General features: G+C 65.0%; 13 protein-coding genes. 7 read left to right on the forward strand and 6 right to left on the reverse strand.

The features are described 5' to 3' along the window. Positions 1-41: 41 nt before the first annotated feature. Entirely contained in the window at positions 42-575 is a 534-nt protein-coding gene (locus NJG22_RS02610; RefSeq protein ID WP_253092310.1) for a cytochrome b/b6 domain-containing protein, read from the reverse strand. Next, the gene (locus NJG22_RS02615; RefSeq protein ID WP_253092312.1) at positions 572-1,618 is read right to left on the reverse strand and encodes a catalase family peroxidase; all 1,047 of its coding nucleotides are present in this window, start codon (positions 1,616-1,618) and stop codon (positions 572-574) included. The genes NJG22_RS02610 and NJG22_RS02615 overlap by 4 nt, the downstream gene beginning before the upstream one ends. A gap of 219 nt (positions 1,619-1,837) precedes the next feature. Between NJG22_RS02615 and NJG22_RS02620 the strand changes: the two genes are divergently transcribed. Both NJG22_RS02620 and NJG22_RS02625 read left to right on the forward strand, forming a co-directional pair. After that, positions 1,838-2,356, forward strand: coding sequence for a sigma-70 family RNA polymerase sigma factor (locus tag NJG22_RS02620; protein WP_253092313.1), 519 nt, complete (start codon positions 1,838-1,840; stop codon positions 2,354-2,356). Then, entirely contained in the window at positions 2,353-3,105 is a 753-nt protein-coding gene (locus NJG22_RS02625) for an anti-sigma factor (RefSeq protein ID WP_253092314.1), read from the forward strand. The genes NJG22_RS02620 and NJG22_RS02625 overlap by 4 nt, the downstream gene beginning before the upstream one ends. Positions 3,106-3,117: 12 nt before the next feature. On the opposite strand, the gene NJG22_RS02630 is transcribed toward NJG22_RS02625, so the two are convergent. Together NJG22_RS02630 and xthA are read right to left on the reverse strand one after the other, a co-directional pair. After that, on the reverse strand, positions 3,118-5,583 hold the full coding sequence (locus NJG22_RS02630; RefSeq protein WP_253092316.1) for a hypothetical protein: 2,466 nt from the start codon (positions 5,581-5,583) through the stop codon (positions 3,118-3,120). Between the two features lie 76 nt (positions 5,584-5,659). Continuing rightward, complete coding sequence (gene xthA, locus NJG22_RS02635; RefSeq protein ID WP_253092318.1) at positions 5,660-6,472, reverse strand: exodeoxyribonuclease III; 813 nt, start codon at positions 6,470-6,472, stop codon at positions 5,660-5,662. Positions 6,473-6,638: 166 nt separating this feature from the next. Here xthA and NJG22_RS02640 point away from each other — a divergent pair, with 166 nt between their 5' ends. The 3 genes from NJG22_RS02640 to NJG22_RS02650 are packed head-to-tail and all read left to right on the forward strand — an operon-like array spanning position 6,639 to position 12,756. Continuing rightward, on the forward strand, positions 6,639-7,289 hold the full coding sequence (locus NJG22_RS02640) for a GNAT family N-acetyltransferase (protein WP_217847622.1): 651 nt from the start codon (positions 6,639-6,641) through the stop codon (positions 7,287-7,289). A gap of 53 nt (positions 7,290-7,342) precedes the next feature. Beyond that, positions 7,343-9,085 carry an autotransporter assembly complex family protein gene (locus NJG22_RS02645; RefSeq protein ID WP_253092320.1) on the forward strand — a complete coding sequence of 581 codons (1,743 nt, stop codon included), beginning with the start codon at positions 7,343-7,345 and terminating at the stop codon, positions 9,083-9,085. Next, positions 9,085-12,756, forward strand: a complete 3,672-nt coding sequence (locus NJG22_RS02650; protein WP_253092322.1) for a translocation/assembly module TamB domain-containing protein — start codon at positions 9,085-9,087, stop codon at positions 12,754-12,756. The genes NJG22_RS02645 and NJG22_RS02650 overlap by 1 nt, the downstream gene beginning before the upstream one ends. A 122-nt stretch (positions 12,757-12,878) precedes the next feature. Here the strand turns inward: NJG22_RS02650 and NJG22_RS02655 are convergent, their stop codons facing one another. Continuing rightward, on the reverse strand, positions 12,879-13,259 hold the full coding sequence (locus tag NJG22_RS02655; RefSeq protein ID WP_253092324.1) for a Mor transcription activator family protein: 381 nt from the start codon (positions 13,257-13,259) through the stop codon (positions 12,879-12,881). Positions 13,260-13,654: 395 nt separating this feature from the next. On the opposite strand from NJG22_RS02655, the gene NJG22_RS02660 reads away from it, so the two are divergent. Further along, positions 13,655-13,843: a hypothetical protein gene (locus NJG22_RS02660; RefSeq protein WP_011533313.1), complete on the forward strand. Its 189-nt coding sequence runs from the start codon at positions 13,655-13,657 to the stop codon at positions 13,841-13,843. Between the two features lie 35 nt (positions 13,844-13,878). Here the strand turns inward: NJG22_RS02660 and NJG22_RS02665 are convergent, their stop codons facing one another. Next, complete coding sequence (locus tag NJG22_RS02665; protein WP_217847626.1) at positions 13,879-14,241, reverse strand: fe2+ zn2+ uptake regulation protein; 363 nt, start codon at positions 14,239-14,241, stop codon at positions 13,879-13,881. Between the two features lie 193 nt (positions 14,242-14,434). Here NJG22_RS02665 and NJG22_RS02670 point away from each other — a divergent pair, with 193 nt between their 5' ends. Continuing rightward, positions 14,435-16,747 (forward strand): acylase, encoded by a 2,313-nt coding sequence (locus NJG22_RS02670; RefSeq protein ID WP_253092326.1) that lies wholly within the window; start codon positions 14,435-14,437, stop codon positions 16,745-16,747. Positions 16,748-16,886: the final 139 nt, after the last annotated feature.

The following is a 16,886-nucleotide window of genomic DNA, read 5'->3' on the forward strand; positions in this document are numbered from 1 at the left end:
TGTTAGTAATAATTATTTACATTTGTCGACCCCGGCAGTGCTCATTCACCACCTCGCAATGGGCCTGGCCACATGCTACGCAAGACGCCGTCGCGGTGCACCAGGGCGTGCAGCAGTGCCGCCCCCAGGTGCAGCAGCACGGTGGCGAACAGCAGGTAGCCGGCCCAGCCGTGGGCCTGGCGCAGCAGGGCATACAGCTGTAGATCGTGTGGCGCGATGGCCGGCAATTGCAGCGGGCGTGGATAGCCGCCGGCCGAGAGCATGGCCCAGCCCAGCAGCGGCATGCCCAGCATCAGGGTGTAGAGCAACAGGTGCGATGCCCCGGCGGCCAGGCGTTGCGCGGTCGGCAGCTGGTGTGGCAGCGGCGGGTGCGCCAGGGTCAGGCGCAGGACGATGCGCAGGATCACCAGCACCAGCAAGGCCAGGCCCGTGGCCTTGTGCAACTCGACCAGCAGCGGGTGGCGAGGCGACAGGTCGGCAACCATGGAGACACCAATGAACAACATGGCCAGGATCAGCAGCGCCATCAGCCAGTGCAGCAAGCGCGCCAGGGGGTGGAAGGCGGTAACGGTCATGGCTGGGCTCCTTCGCTCAGCGATTCGTGGCTGCGGCGGTTGAACGACACCGAATAGGCGGCCGAGCGGGCCGCCAGGATCGGATCGGCGGAGGGCTCGATACCCTGGGGCAGGATCAGCGGATCGAAGTTGAGGTCGCGGCAGGCGCCTTGCTCGGGGCCATCGACTTGTTCCAGGACCAAGGTGCCGGCATCCAGGCTGCGGCGCTCGGCAGGCCAGGGGCGTGCCGGATCGTCCACCGGATCGCCCGGCTCGGCCAGGGTCAGGCGCAGGGTCCAGCGCAACGGGCCTTGGGCCAGGCGTTGGCGCAGGTCGTGCTGGAGGAACTGTTTGTCGTCGACCTGGGCAGGCAGGGCGGCGAAGGGGGCCTGGGGCTCCAGGGCCCAGCGCACCGGTTGCGCCTTGCCGTCGGCGGCAATCAGGCGAAAGGCGTTGATGCTGTGGTAGGCGGTGCTGGCGAAGCTGTCGCTGGGCCTGTAGTTGGCCGCCCACTGGCGAAATGCCGCGCTCTCGGGATGGCTGGCGAAGAAGGCTTGCAGCCTTGCCGGGTCGGGCTTGCCGGTGGCCGGGTCGGGGGTGCCGGCCAGGACCTGGGCGTAGAACCCTTCGGGGGTGCTGACCGCCAGTACCGGTGGGTTGTTCATGCCGGTGCGCCAGACCTGGCCATCGTCGCTGGTCAGTTGCAGCGCCAGGCTGCGCACCGGTATCGCGGTATCGGCTGCGTACGGGTTGGCGCCGCCGATGGCGAAGCGGCCGATCACCGGCACCCGCTGTTGGCTGAAGACCCGCGCGCTGGACAGCGTCGCGGCCTGGCCGCTGCTCTGGAAGTAGCCGCTCACGCACAGCCCCTTGGCGTGGTTCTTGCGATAGCCTGGGTGATGGCCGGCCTGGGCCTCGAAGGTGTCGATGATGCGTTGCGGCGTCAGTTTGGCGCTGCCGATCCAGCCGGCGGCATAGGCGAAGCCTGCGCCCAGCGCCGCGAGGGTGGCGCCGATGGCGGCCAGGCGCAAGGCTTTGGCGGGGCCGGGCAAGGGGGTATTCATGGGGCGGTCCCTGTTGTTGGTATGAGCCAGTACGACGCGCGAGGCAATGGTTTATTCCTCGGTTGTGCCAGGCGTCGGCTTGTCGACGAACAACGGCGGCGCCTGGTTCGCCAGCAAGGCTGGCGCCCACGCTTTGGATTGCTCGATGACAGGGAATAAATTTCGTGCGGGTGCGTCAGCCCCTTACACTGACAGCCCGCAGGGGCCTGGAACCCGACCATGCACGATCTGGATGAGCAACAATGGCGCGAACTGCTGCAACGCCTGCGGCGCTTCGCCCTGTGGCTGACCCGCGAACCCGGCGGCGCCGACGACCTGGTCCAGGCCACGGTCGAACGTGCCCTGAGCCGCCGTGGCCAGCAGCGCGAAAGCGAGGGCCTGCGGCCTTGGCTGTTCACCATCCTGTACCGCTTGTTTCTGGACGGTAAGCGCCGCGAGCGCCTGCATGCGCGCTGGCTGTCCTGGTTTGGCCAGGGCCTTGCCGAGGACGCGGCGGGCGATCAGACCGAGCGCATCGTCCTGGCCCAGGCCGACCTGCAAGCGTTCGCGCGCCTGCCCACCGAGCAGCGGGCCTTGCTGTTGCTGGTCAGCGTCGAGGGCTTGAGCTACAAGCAAACCGCCGAAACCCTTGGCATTCCCATCGGCACCGTAATGTCGCGGCTGTCCCGGGCCCGCGCCGCCCTGCGTCAACTGACCGAGGGCAACCCTGCGCCCTCGGCCTTGCGGAGACTCAAATGACACGCTTGATCCCCACTGAAGACGAACTGCACGCCTACGTCGACGAGTGCCTGGCGCCTGCGCGCCGGGCCGAGGTCGAGGCCTGGCTGGCGGCCAACCCGCAGGAGGCGGCGCGGATCGAGGCCTGGCAAGCGGATGCCCGGCGCTTGCGCGCGGCCCTGGCGGGGTTCGGCGAGCGCCCGCTCGACCCCGGGCTGGAACTGGCGCCGTTGCGCAAGCGCTTGCGCCAACGCCGGCAGCGGCGCCTGGCCGCGGCAGCCGTGCTGCTGCTGGCCGTGGGCCTGGGCGGGCTGGGGGGCTGGCAGGCGCGGGAGGCGACGCTGTTCGCCGGGATGTTGCCGATGGCCGATGCCGTGCAAGCCCACCGGCTGTTCGCCCAGACCAGTGCGCTGGATATCCAGGCCCGTGATCCGGCGCGTTTGCAGGCGTGGCTGGGCCGCCATTTCAACCGGGTCGGCCAGTTGCCGGACCTGGCCGGCTTCGGTTTGCAGCCGGTGGGCGCGCGCTTGCTGAGCAACGAAGCGGGGCCGGCGGCCTTGCTGGTGTTCGAGGACGGCCAGGGCCAGCGCGTCAGCCTGTTCCTGCGCTCGCCCGGCGAGCATTTCGAGCGCATGCCCAGCGGCCAGCGTACCGAGGGCCAACTGGCGGCGCGGTACTGGTCGCATGGCGACTACAACTTTGCCCTGGTCAGCGCCGCCGGCGATGCGCGCGTCGAACCGCTGCGCAAGGCGCTGGGCGTCAGCCTGTAGGTGGGGCAGGCTTCATTCGGTCTTGCGCGCCAGGCCCGAAATGATCGCCGCGGCCAACAGGCCGATACCCCAGCCGATCAAGGTCTGCAGCCAGATCACCAGGCGCACGGCATGTTGCGCCGTGAGCGCCTGGAACTCCTGGCTGGGGTCGGCCTTGGGCGTGGGGACCAGCGGCGCCCAGTCGGTTTCCTGCTTGAGGTCGACAAAGGGCATCAGCACATCCAGCGAATACGCCAGAGGGCTGAAGCCTGTGTACTCGGCGGGTAGCTCGGCGCACAGGTACCAGTTTTCCTTGAGCCTCGGTTCGATCGCTGGCCAGGCCTCGCTGCCGCTGGGGCGGCAGGCCTGATAGTCAGGGTTCTGATAGATGCGTGGGTCGGTCGGGGCGAAGATCCCCACCAGCGCGGCGGCCCAGTAGATTGCTGCGCACACCAGCCAGGTGCCCACGAAGTAGTGCAGCAGCTTGATAGGCCGGTAACCGTAGTCGGTGAATTGCCCGTACGCCCAATGCAGGCATCGGCTCACCAGGCGGCTGACCAGGCCGCGATGCCGGTGCTCGGGATCGAGCGGCTGGTCGATAAGGCCGAGTTTGCGTCTTTCCTTTTCCAACTCGATGCCAACCCGCCGTGCCTCGGCAAAATGCGCGGAGTCCTCAAGCACTTGCTTGAGTTGCCACCAGGGTTGAGGACGAAAATCCTCGGCGCGCCGCGTATTGAAGCGGCATACCTCCGGCCAGCGCTTGTTCAGCCAGCACTTGAAGCGTTGGTGCCAGCCTGATGGTTGGGGTGGCGTTGGCGCAGCCAGTTGCGCGACCTGCGATTGCAGCCACTTGAGTCGTCTGGCCAGGCTCAACGGCGGATTGGCGGCCAGTGCGTCGTACTTGAAACCATTGAGGACAATCCGTTCTCCCCAGGTGCCTTCATCGTCATCCAGGCGTCCTACCTGGGCATGTTCGAACGAGGCCCTGCTCAATGGCCTGGCGAACTTGAGAAGCGAGAGCGTGCCCTGGATCCGGGTCTTTTTCAGGCTGAGGGTTTCAGTCGCGTCGGTGGCGAATGTACTGCGATCGCAGCGCAACTCACCTTCGATGCAGGCATCGTTGAACGCAACACTGCCATTGGCCTGAATATTAAGTACGACCTTGCCTAGGATTTTCGATTGGTTGGCATTGAGCGATCGACTGCCAGCATCGCCCTCGAACCGTGCATGGTTGAAGATCAAGTCGCCTTCGAACGTCGTGCACAGCAGTCTTACGGTGCCTTTGGCGTAGAAATCGGCAATGAAATGCGCATCTCTGCCGATGGTCGCGGCATCGGCGCTCAGGGCAGTGCCATTGTCTCCATGCAGCCGAGCCGCTGAGCAGACCAATTGTCCACTGATTCGGGTTGTTATCAGCCGCACCTCGCCAAACACCTCGATTTGAGCCAGCTTGAGGCTGCCGTCAATCGTTGCCCCATCGAACGTGATGGCTTGTCCGCTCGCTTCGAAGCGACCTTCTAACATGACGTTGTCTTTGATTTGCGCTTTGCTGAATCTGACCAGGCCTTTGGCGTTGAAACCTTTGCGCAGGTACAGCCCACCTTGGAGAGTGCAGCCATTGGCGTTAATTGCCGCTCGGCTTCCCCCATCGAATGTGCCGTGGAGGTCGAGGGTGGCACCGATCTGTGCTCTATCGAGCTTGAGTTGGCCTTGCACCTGCGCTTCATGCATTTGCAGGCTGTGCGTTACCCGGCTCCCAAACAAGTCAAGCGCCAACCCCTCATGGCTCATGAATGTGGAGTTGGAAAAGCGTAAAGCGCCACCGATCCTGGCATGCTGGCAACGGATGCTGTCGAGCGTTGAATCGTCAATGACGACGTTGGAACCGGTGGTGATGTTGTTGAGAATCAGCGCAGGTTCAGCCCTGGCGTGCAGTGAACACTCCAGGCAATAAAGTACGCCGTTGATCTGTGTACCGGGAAGTGCCAGAGCCTCGCCGCTTCGCACCTTCTGAAGCAGGAGGTTGCCTTGGATGTTGGCATTCCAGGCTTTCAGACCTTTGGCTAGCGAAGTGTCGACGAGGTGAAGATCGCTCTGCAAGGTGCAGCGATTGGCAACGATCGCGGATAACCGGCAACCACGCAGGCGGAACGCGCCTGCGACGTGGGCTTCGCTGAGCATAAGTTGTTGTTCGAAGGTGCAGTCTTGCAACTCGAAGGGCGCTGTGGTGGTCGTCTTGCGCAGATCGAGACGCCCTGAAATATAAGCCCCGCGCAATAGAATGCCGCGCTCATGGATGGCCGTGGTGTCATCACCGCCGAGGATCAGAAACCTGAGAAACGACCCTCGGACAGTGCGTACAGGGTAGGGCACATGAGGCCTGTCCCGGCCGATACTGATCGGCTCACCAGTGTTGCAACCGCGTAACACCAGTTCTTCCGCAGTGTTGAGCGGCTCGAAGTCACGCAACAACCTTCCTTTGATTCCTTTCTTGCTCACAGCGATCTCGATGACAGGCGCAGGCCCCGCACATTGGGGCCTGGTGATTCAGAGGGGGCGGGTGGAATGTCAGGACTCAGGCCAGCTCAAGCCAGATCGGTGCATGATCCGAGGGTTTCTCCATGCCACGCAGATCATAGTCGACCCCGGCCGCCTTCAGCCGCGGCAGCAGCCCCTGCGATGCCATGATCAGGTCGATGCGCAGGCCCCGCTTGGGCTCGTCCTCGAACCCGCGGCTGCGGTAGTCGAACCAGCTGAAGCGGTCGGCGACCTCCGGGTGCAGGTGGCGGAAACTGTCGACCAGCCCCCAGCCCTTGAGTCGCTCCATCCATTCACGCTCCTCGGGCAGGAAGCTGCACTTGCCGGTCTTGAGCCAGCGCTTGGCATTGTCCGGGCCGATGCCGATGTCGCAGTCCTGGGGCGAGATGTTCACATCGCCCATCACCACTACAGGCTGGTCGTTCTTGAACTGCCCTTCGAGCAGCGCTTGCAGGTCGCTGTAGAAGCGCTGCTTGGCCGGGAACTTGGTGGGGTGGTCACGGCTTTCGCCCTGGGGGAAGTAGCCGTTCATGATGGTGATCGGCGTGCCGTCGGCGTCGGCGAAGGTGCCCCAGATGAAGCGGCGCTGGGCGTCTTCCTCGTCAGTGGTGAAACCCTTGGACAGCGTCAGCGGGGCTTGTTTGGACAGCAGGGCCACGCCGTAATGGCCTTTCTGGCCGTGGTAGTGGACGTGGTAGCCGAGCGCCTCGATGTCGGCCAGCGGGAACTGCTCGTCGCTGACCTTGGTTTCCTGCAGGCCGATCACGTCCGGCTGGTGCTTGTCGACCAGCGCCGCCAGTTGGTGCGGACGGGCGCGCAGGCCATTGATGTTGAACGAGACGATCTTCATGGCAAGACGATCCTGGTAAAAGCCTCGGATGCTAGCCGACATCGGCGCTCGCGGCCAGCGTGGCGCGGTGTCGGCGGCGCTGCTAACGTGCTGGGAGAAGCGCTGAACCACATGCCGTGAAACGGCTCCAAGGCACTGTATGCCCATTCCAGGAGGACTGCCCGCAATGCCTGAGACCATCGCCACCACGGCGCGCACCTGTCTGCTCGACCAGGGCTATGCCCGCGAGGTGCGTTCGCTGCTCTACCATGCCTATCGCCACGAGCCGACCTTCGCCTGGCTGTTCGAAGCCCAGCGCCCAGGCTACGAACGGCGCCTGCGGGTGATGGTGCGTGAATGGGTGCGCCAGCATTTCTACCTGCAACTGCCGGCTATTGGCCTGTTGCGCGACGATCGCCTGATCGGCGTGGCGTTGATCGTGCCGCCGCAGCGGCGCCTGGGCGTGGCGGACAGCTGGGCCTGGCGCCTGCGCATGATCCTCGGCACCGGCCTGCGCTGCACCCGGCGCTACCTGGACTACCAGGCGGCCCTGGCCGGCTGCCTGCCCAGCGAGCAGGTGCATGTGCTGCCATTGTTAGGGGTGCATCCGCAATTCCAGGGGCAGCAGCACGGCGAGCAGTTGCTGCAGGCCGTGCATGACTGGTGCGCCGAGGATCCGAGCACCGACGGCGTGGTGCTCGATACTGGCAATGCCCATTACCTGGCGTTCTATCAGCGCCAGGGCTACCAGGAAATCGGTGAAGTTGCAGTAGGACCAATCCGCGAGCGAGTGTTCTTTCACCCCAATCCCGTATCATCCAAGTCTGCAAACCTGTGACAGGTATTTACCGGCGGGCCCTTTGACCGTTGCGCTCTGGTAGCATGCGCCCCATGACGTATTCAGGAAGACTTGGCTGGGGCCTGCTTTTGTTGGCCGCCAGCTCCATGGCATGGGCGCAGAGCGAATTGCTGGTGCGGGTCAAACCCGCCAACAAGACGCTCAAGTCCAATATCGAAGGTTATATCGGCAGCCTGGGTGACCGCGACGAAGAAGCGCTGCTGCGTTTCAGCCGGGGCGCCGAGGAGCAGGCGCGCAAGGCGGCCCAGGCCCTGGGCTACTATCAGGCGCAAGTCGACAGCGAGGTCAAGGCGCCTGGCGACAAGGACAAACCCGCGCAATTGATCCTGCGAATCGAGCCGGGGGAGCCTGTGCACCTGCGCAACGTCACCGTGCGCATCGAGGGGCCGGCCAGCGAACTGAAGGCCTTTCGCATCCCCGACAGCAAGGCCCTGCGCCCAGGCGAGCAACTTAACCATGGCAGCTACGAGGATGCCAAGCGCCTGATCCAGAACCAGGCCTCGCGCTACGGATTCTTCGATGGCCGTTTCCAGCGCCAGCGCCTGGCGGTCGACCCCCAGGCCGGGGTGGCCGACATCGAGCTCATCTACCAGAGCGGCCCGCGCTATCGCCTGGGCGCGGTGAACTTCGGCGGCGATACGCCGCTGGACAACGACCTGTTGCAACGCATGGTGTCGTTCAAGCCTGGTACCCCCTACGATTCCGAACTGATCGCCGAACTCAACAACGATCTGCAATCGAGCGGCTACTTCGAGGGCGTGCGGGTAGATGCAGCGCCCACCGCGGCAGTGGGTGAAGAGATCCCCGTGGACGTGCGCCTCGATACCCGCAAGCCGCGGACCATGGGCCTGGGCCTGGGCTTCTCGACCGACGTCGGCCCGCGTGGCAAGGCCAACTGGACCCGGCACTGGGTCAACCCGCAAGGCCATAGTTACGGCTGGGAGACCGAGCTCTCGGCGCCGCGGCAGAACGTCGGCCTGTGGTACGACATTCCGCTGGACCCGCCACTCACCGACAAGCTGCGTTTCGCTGGTGGCTACCAGAACGAAGACATCTCCGGCACCGACACCCTCAGCAAGCTGCTGACGGTCGGGCCGGAATGGCACAGCAAGCTGCCCAGCGGCTGGCAGCGGGTCATCTCGCTGAAGTACCAGCGTGAAGAGTACCGCCTGGGCGACGACTCAGGCTTGAGCAACCTGCTCATGCCGGGCGTCAGCTTCTCCTACCTGCGCAGCGACAGCCGCATCGACCCGCACAACGGCTATCGCCTGCAGTTCGACCTGCAGGCGGCCAAGGAAGGGCTGGGCTCGGACACCAACCTGGTGCATGGCAACGTGCTGCTCAAGGGCCTGACCACCCTTGGCCAGAACCATCGTTTTCTCGGCCGGGTGCAGTTCGGCGGCAGCGCGACCAATGGCTATCAGCAGAACATCCCACCCTCGCTGCGCTTCTTTGCCGGTGGCGACCAGAGCGTGCGCGGCTACGACTACCAGTCGCTGTCGCCGAAGAACAACAAGGGCGACCGCATTGGTGGTCGCTACCTGGTCGCGGGCAGCGCCGAGTACCAGTATTCGATTGCGGAAAAATGGCGCCTGGCAACCTTCATCGACCAGGGCAACTCCTTCAACTCGCTGGAGCTGCCTAGCCTCAAGACCGGTGTCGGTTTCGGCGTGCGCTGGGTGTCGCCGGTTGGGCCGTTGCGCCTGGACCTGGCGCGCGCGCTGGATGACGATGGCGGTCTGCGCCTGCACTTTTCCATGGGGCCTGAGCTGTGATGCGTGTCTTCAAAAGCTGCCTGCTCGTGCTGCTGGGCCTGTTGATCCTCATCGGACTTGCCCTGGGCCTGCTGCTTGGCACCGATGCCGGCAGCCGTTGGCTGCTGGGGCGGGTGCCGGGGCTTGAGGTCAGTGATTTCAGTGGTCGCCTGGGCGGCCAATGGCAGGCCAGCCAGCTGCGCTGGGTCGAGGGTGACAACCGGGTCGAGCTGCAAGCCGCGCAAATGAGCTGGTCACCGGCCTGCCTGCTGCGTGCCACCCTGTGTATCGAGCGCCTGCAAGCCGAGCGTATCGACATGGCCTTTGCCCCGGGTGAGCAACAGGCCGATAGCAGCCCATTGCAGTTACCGACGCTGCACCTGCCACTGGCGATCGAACTGGGCGAGGTCAAGGTGGGCCAGTTGCGCCTGGACGGCAGCGATTTGCTCGGCGACCTGCAACTGGCGGCGCACTGGACCGCCGGCGGTTTGCGGGTCGACACCCTGCGCGTGCGTCGTGATGACCTGTTCCTTGATATTTGCGCTGATGTGCAACCTCAGGGCGACTGGCCACTGCAACTGCAAGGTACGCTGCAATTGCCGGCGGTTGACGGCAAGGCCTGGCAATTGGCGCTGAACGCCAAGGGGCAGTTGCACAAGACGCTCATCCTGCAGGCCGATAGCACGGGTTATCTGGATGCCCGTCTGACCGGTGAGCTGCAAGCCCTGGCCGAGCACCTGCCGGCACGCTTGAGCATTCGCAGCGATGGGTTCAAGCCTGCTGGCAGCCTGCCCGACACCTTGCAACTGAACCAGTTGAAGCTCGATGCCCAAGGGGATTTGCTCAAGGGCTACCTGCTGTCCGGCAGCGCCACGTTGCCGGCCGAGCAGGGCCCCGTGGGGCTGGTGCTGGCCGGCAAGGTCGATGCCAAGGGGGCGCGTCTGGATGCCCTGGACCTCAAGGCCCGCGACAGCCAGCACCTGAAGTTGCAGGCCAGTGCCGACTGGCAGCAGGGCCTGAGTGCCGAGGCGAGCCTGGATTGGCTGGACTTCCCATGGCTGCGTCTGTATCCGCTGGAGCCCGCGCCCCAGGTCAGCCTCAAGCGCCTTGACGCCCAGGTGCAATACCGCGACGGCAACTACAAGGGGGCCTTCAAGGGTGACCTCGATGGGCCGGCCGGTACCTTCAGCCTGGCCAGCCCGTTCGAAGGCGACCTCGCTCAGGTGCGCTTGCCGCAGCTGGCGCTGAGCGCGGGGCAGGGCAAGGCGGCAGGCAGCATTGCCCTGCGTTTTGCCGATAGCCTGGCGTGGGATGTCGATCTGCAACTGTCGGCCCTGGACCCGGCCTACTGGCTGGCCGAGCTGCCGGGCAGCCTGGCCGGCCCCTTGCGCAGCCAGGGGGAATGGCACAACGAACAGCTCAGGCTCAAGGCGCAACTCGACCTCAAGGGCCGTTTGCGCGGCCAGCCGGCGTTGCTCAAGGTCGACGCCGAAGGCGCGGGCGATCACTGGACCTTGGGCAGCCTGGCAGTACAGTTGGGTGACAACCGCATCAATGGCAGCGGCAGCCTGCAGCAGCGCCTGGCCGGGCGCATCGACCTGGAGCTGCCGCGCCTCGGCCAGCTGTGGCCACAGTTGCAAGGGCAGGCCAAGGGCCGTCTGGATGTAGCAGGCACCCTGGCAGCCCCGCAGGGCACGTTCACCTTGCAAGGCCAGCAACTCGGGCAGGCCGACAACCGTCTGCAACGCCTGGATCTGGATGCACGCCTGGACAGCGCCCAGCGCGCTCAGCTAGCGCTCAAGGTCGGTGGTATTCGCCTGGGCGAGACCGCCTTGGGCAACCTCGAAGTACAAGGCAAGGGCGATATCCGCCAGCAGGCCGCCACCCTCGCCCTCGCGGGGCCCCAGCTCAAGCTCGACCTGGCCGTGGATGGCGCATTGAGCAAAGGTGACTGGCGTGGCCGCCTGGCCAGTGGGCGGATCCAGGCCGGGGGCCAGGACTGGCAATTGCAGGCGCCGACGAAGCTGCAGCGCCTGGCCAGCGGGCAGCTGGATTTTGCTGCCCACTGCTGGCGCTCGGGCCAGGCCAGCTTGTGTGGCGAGGACCAGCGCCTGGCCCCCGAGCCGCGCCTGCGTTATCACCTCAAGCAGTTTCCGCTGGACAGCCTGGCGCAATGGCTGCCCAAGGACTTTGCCTGGCAGGGCCTGCTCAACGCCGACATCAACCTCGATATCCCGGCCAGCGGCCCCAAGGGCACGGTGCGCATCGATGCCAGCCAGGGGACCTTGCGGGTACGTGACAAAGGGCGTTGGGTCGATTTCCCGTATCAGGTGTTGCGCCTGGACAGCAGCCTGGCGCCCCGGCGGGTCGACACGCGCCTGGATTTCCAGGGGCAGCGGCTTGGTCAGCTAAGCCTGAACACACGGCTCGACCCGCTGGGCCGCAACAAGCCGCTGTCGGGTGATTTCCACCTGGCCGGGCTCGACCTGTCGATTGCCAGGCCGTTCCTGCCGATGGTCGAGCGCCTGGCCGGTCAGCTCAATGGCAGTGGGCGTCTGTCCGGCAGCCTGCTGGCGCCGCAAGTCGATGGCAGCCTGGCCTTGAGCGGTGGCGAGGTCAGTGGCGCCGAGCTGCCGGTCAGCCTCGAGGCGTTGTCTGTGCAAGCGCTGATCGCCGGCGAACAGGTGCAGCTCAAGGGCGACTGGCGCAGTGGTGAGGCTGGGCGAGGGCAATTGGCCGGGCAGATGACCTGGGGCCAGGCATTGGCCATGGACCTGCGCCTGCAGGGCCAGCAACTGCCGGTCAACGTGGAGCCCTACGCGGCCCTGGAAGTGGCTCCCGACCTGGTTATCCGCCTGGTCGACGAGCGGCTGGCGGTCACCGGCAAGGTCCACGTGCCCAAGGGCAAGATCACCGTGCGCGAGTTGCCCCCTTCAACGGTGAAGGTTTCCGATGACACGGTGATCGTCGGCCAGCAGACTGACGCGGGTAAGCCGCCAATGGCCGTGGCCATGGATATCGACGTCGATGTCGGCCGTGAAAAACTGTCGTTCAGTGGCTTTGGCCTGAGCGCCAACCTGCTCGGCCACGTGCACATCGGCGACAACCTCGACACCCGTGGCGAGCTCAGCCTGGCCGACGGTCGCTACCGCGCCTACGGCCAGCGCCTGACCATTCGCCGTGCCCGCCTGTTGTTCGCCGGGCCCATCGACCAGCCGTACCTGGACATCGAGGCGATTCGCCAGGTCGATGATGTGATTGCCGGTATCCGCCTCAGCGGCAGCGCCGAGCAGCCCACCACCAAGGTGTTCTCGGAACCGGCGATGAGCCAGGAACAGGCCTTGTCCTACCTGGTGCTGGGCAGGCCACTGGGCGGCTCTGGCGAGGACAACAACATGCTGGCCGAGGCCGCCCTGGGCCTGGGCTTGATGGGCAGTGCCGGCCTGACCGGCGGCCTGGCGTCGAACCTGGGTATCGAGGACTTCCAGCTCGATACCCAAGGCTCGGGCAACAGTACCAGCGTGGTGGCCAGCGGTAACCTGACCGAGCGCCTGAGCCTGCGCTATGGTGTTGGTGTGTTCGAGCCGGCCAATACCATCGCGCTGCGCTACAAACTGAGTAAAAAGGTCTATCTCGAGGCCGCCAGCGGCTTGGCCAGTTCGCTGGATATCTTCTACAAGCGCGACTTCTAAGCGCTGTCTCTCATCCGCGCCGGCCATCCCTGGTCGGCTGCGGCTGCTGTTGCCCCCATTGAATACTGACGGTTCTGACCTGGCGTGGTGTCGGACGCCGGGTACGTTGTGTGCGGGATTGTTCAACGGGCGTGACAGTCCTGGCGACGGATGTTGCCGATCTGGCGCAGACTCAAACCGTATTTGTCGGCCAGCAGGCTGCGGGACAGGCCGTCGGCGCTTTCTTTCTGGATCTGCTGGTTGCGCAATTGCCGCTGGAAATGGTCGGCCTTGGGAATTTCCAGGGCCAGGCCGGCAAAGCGCTCGATCAGCGCGTCGAGCGCCTGAGGTGGCAGGACGTCTGCCAGCTTGGTGCGATCGCGATGCTTGGGGATGTACTTGGGCCGGCCGCCGAAGGCGCTGGTCAGGCGATAGGCGTTTTGCAAACCGATGCATTCGATCAGTGCTTGCAGCGACTGTGGGAGTTGGTTGGTTTCTATGTTGCTCAGATCTGGCATTTCCACGTGAAGCTTCCTTTTGCTGGATGGATTTTTCAGGGCGCTTGCCGCTAGAGGTCGCGCCGTGAATCGATTCTTGATCAGCTCAGGAAAGCGTCGCTAGGCGCGAAGCGGACCAGGACCTGTAGCCTTTGAGGTTCATCATTTGAAGGCAGCAATCCAGCTCGACGTAGGAAATGCCTTCACCCATACGCTGTAGGCCCCAAACCTCGGGGAGAACGGCTTCCATGATGGCATTTGGGGTGCTTTACCCAGCGCGGATGCAGGGGAAAGCCTCCCAAGGGCGTTGGGTGTGCGATCTCCAGAGAAAGGCAGGAAATTCAGCATAGGAAAAGGCAGCGAGGTATCATGGCGCTGGCTCCCTGGGAGCCCCATGTCCCTGATGTTGCAAGGAACCTTCGATGACACACGTGCAGCGCCTGAAATATTCGATCCTGATCATCCTGGTGGTGCTGGGCATCATGCTCGGCCTAAGTTATCTGCAGAAGCAGGGCACCATCAGCGAGCAGACCTTCCAGTACATCGCCATCGCCATCGCGGTGGTCGTGGTGGTGATCAACGGGATCCTGCGGCGCAAGGTCAAGCCTTGACGGGGCGGGCCGGCCTTTGCCTGCCGGCCATGCGCTCAGCGTGCGCTGTGCTGTTCCAGCACGGCGCGGGCCTCGGGGTTGAGGCTGTAGCATTTGTCGTGGCCAAGGCTGATCACGCCTTCGCTGCATAGGCGCTTGAGCACTTCGCGCACGCTCAGGAACGACAGCGGAATGTCCAGTTGCTCGAGTTGCGCGTGGACGCCGCGCACGCCAATGCTGCGGCCATTGCGGTCGGCGGCGTGCAAGGCGTCGATGACCTTGAGGCGAATCAGGCTGGTGCGCAGGCCATAGCTGCGCAGCAGTTCGCGAATCTGCTCGTTGGCCAGGCGCTCTTCCGGCGCGACCGGCGGCTGGCCCGGGCTGGGGGCGACCGCCAGCGCGCGTTGCGGGTTGTACATGTGAATGCTCCTTTTCGTGGGCTGTCCTGAAATCGTGTGTGCCTCACTTATAAAGACGAACGAGATCGACAAAACTGCAACTCCTCGGTAAAAAAATCCGACAACCTCTGTAGAAAACGTTGCGGCACGCCGTTAACCGTAAAATTTTCATGTGGCTGCTCGTCTGTTCGGGATAACCCGAGTTGCATGAGGAATGCCCGTGACTGCCCGTCCCCTGTTCCACCTTGGCCTTGCCGTCGCGCTGACGGGGGCCTGCCTGGTTGCCCAGGCCCGCGAAGCGGTGGGCGATGCCGCCGCGCAAATCCGCCGGACCAGCTTTGGCGTGCCCCATATCCTGGCCAAGGACGAGCGTGGCCTGGGCTATGGCATCGGTTATGCCTATGCCCAGGACAACCTGTGCCTGCTGGCGGGCGAGGTGCTGACGGTCAATGGCGAGCGCTCGCGCTACTTCGGTGCCGAAGGCAAGACCGTCGAGCAGCGGGCAAATCTGGCCAGCGATGTGTTCTTCACCTGGCTCAACGCCCCCGCGGCCATCGATGGTTTTTTGCAGGCGCAACCTGTGGCGGTGCGTGACCTGCTGGAAGGTTACGCCAGCGGCTACAACCGTGCCCTGGCTGAGCGTCGCAGCCAAGGGCTGCCGGCTGAATGCGGGGCGGGGGATTGGCTGCGTCCGATCACCAGTCGCGACCTGGTCAAGTTGACCCGCCGGCTGCTGGCCGAGGGTGGGGTAGGGCAGTTCGCCGAAGCGCTGGTGGCGGCGACCCCGCCGAAGCTGGCCGCGCAGCGTCCGCCGGTCGACTACAGCGTGGCGCTGGCGCGCCAGGCAAGCTTTGCCGCCGAACGCGGCAGCAATGCGGTTGCCGTGGGCGCGGAACGTTCGGCAAACGGCCGCGGCCTGCTGCTGGCCAATCCACATTTTCCTTGGGTCGGCGGCCTGCGTTTCTACCAGATGCAACTGACCATCCCTGGCCAGCTGGACGTGATGGGTGCGGCCCTGCCGGGCCTGCCGGTGGTGAATATCGGCTTCAATCGTCACCTGGCCTGGACTCACACCGTCGATACCTCCAAGCACTTCACCCTGTATCGCCTGCAACTGGACCCGAAGGACGCCACCCGCTACCTGTTGGACGGCCAGTCGCTGCCGCTGGAGCGCCAGATGCTGAGTGTCACGGTCAAGGCCAAGGACGGCAGCCTGAGCCAGGTGGAGCGTCCGGTCTATGTATCGAAGTTCGGCCCCGTGGTGCAGTGGCCGGGCCGCCTGGACTGGGACACCCACGCGGCCTACAGCCTGCGCGACGCCAACCTGGACAATACCCGGGTGTTGCAGCAGTGGTACCAGATCAACCGTGCCGACAGCCTGGCGGCATTGACCGACTCGGTGGCGCAACTGCAAGGCATCCCATGGGTCAACACCCTGGCGGTGGACGAGGCGGGTCAGGCGCTGTACCTGAACCAGTCGGTGGTGCCCTATGTCGACCAGGCGCTGCTCGAGCAATGCAGCAATCCCAAGGCCGCAGGCCCGCTGGTGGTGCTCGACGGCTCACGCCGCGCCTGCCAGTGGAAGGTCGATGCGCAGGCGGCCCAGCCGGGAATCTTCCCCGCGCACCTGCAGCCGAGCCTGGCGCGTCGCGACTTCGTGCAGCATGCCAACGACTCGGCGTGGATGACCAACCCGGCGCAGCCACTCACCGGTTTTTCACCGCTGGTCAGTCGCGCCGACCAGCCCCTGGGCATGCGCAGCCGTTTCGCCCTGCAGCGTCTGCAAGGCAAGGGCAAGCTGGGTGTCGAAGAGTTGCGGCGCATGGTGTTCGATGACGAGGTCTACCAGGCCAGCCTGGTGAAATCCGATCTGCTGCAGTGGTGCCAGGGCGTCGAGGCCGAGCTCGAGGCGGTGTGCGACAGCCTGCAGGCCTGGGATGGCAAGGCCGACCTGGACAGCGGCGTGGGCCTGCTCCACTTCATGAACATCCTCGCGGCGTTGTCGGAGCATCCCGAGACCTGGCGGGTGCCGTTCGATCCGGCCGATCCGTTGCATACCCCGCGTGGCCTGGCGGTGGAGCAGGCGGCGGTCGGCAAGCTGCTGCGCGAGGCCGCCCTGGCTTCCCAGGCGCAGCTCGCCAAGGCCGGTATCGCCGCCGACCAGCGCTGGGGGCAGATCCAGCAGGCCGCCGATGGTACGCCGGTGCCGGGCGGTCCGCAGGCGCTGGGCGTGTACAACGCGATGGTCAGCGTGCCGGTGGGGCCGGGCAAGCGCCTGGTGGTCAGTGGTTCGAGCTATCTGCAGGTGGTCAGCTTCACCGAGCAGGGGCCACAGGCCCAGGGGTTGCTGGCATTCTCGCTGTCGAGCGAGCAGGCCTCGGCGCATGCCGCCGACCAGACGCGGGCCTTCGCGGCCAAGCAACTGGCGTCGATTCCGTTCACCGAGGCGCAGATCAAGGCCGATCCGCAGTATCGGCAGTATGTGATCAGCGAGCGGGACAAGGGGCAGGTGGTCACTAGCCAGTAATGCTCGGCTTTTTGTAGGAGCGGCCTTGTGTCGCGAAAGGGCCGCGCAGCGGCCCCGGCGATATCAGCTTGATGCACGAGTCCTGGGGCCGCTTCGCGCCCCTTTCGCGACACAAGGCCGCTCCTACAGAAAGCCATGG

It is taken from the genome of Pseudomonas sp. VA159-2 (assembly GCF_024126635.1).
In the GTDB taxonomy this organism is placed as follows: domain Bacteria; phylum Pseudomonadota; class Gammaproteobacteria; order Pseudomonadales; family Pseudomonadaceae; genus Aquipseudomonas; species Aquipseudomonas muyukensis.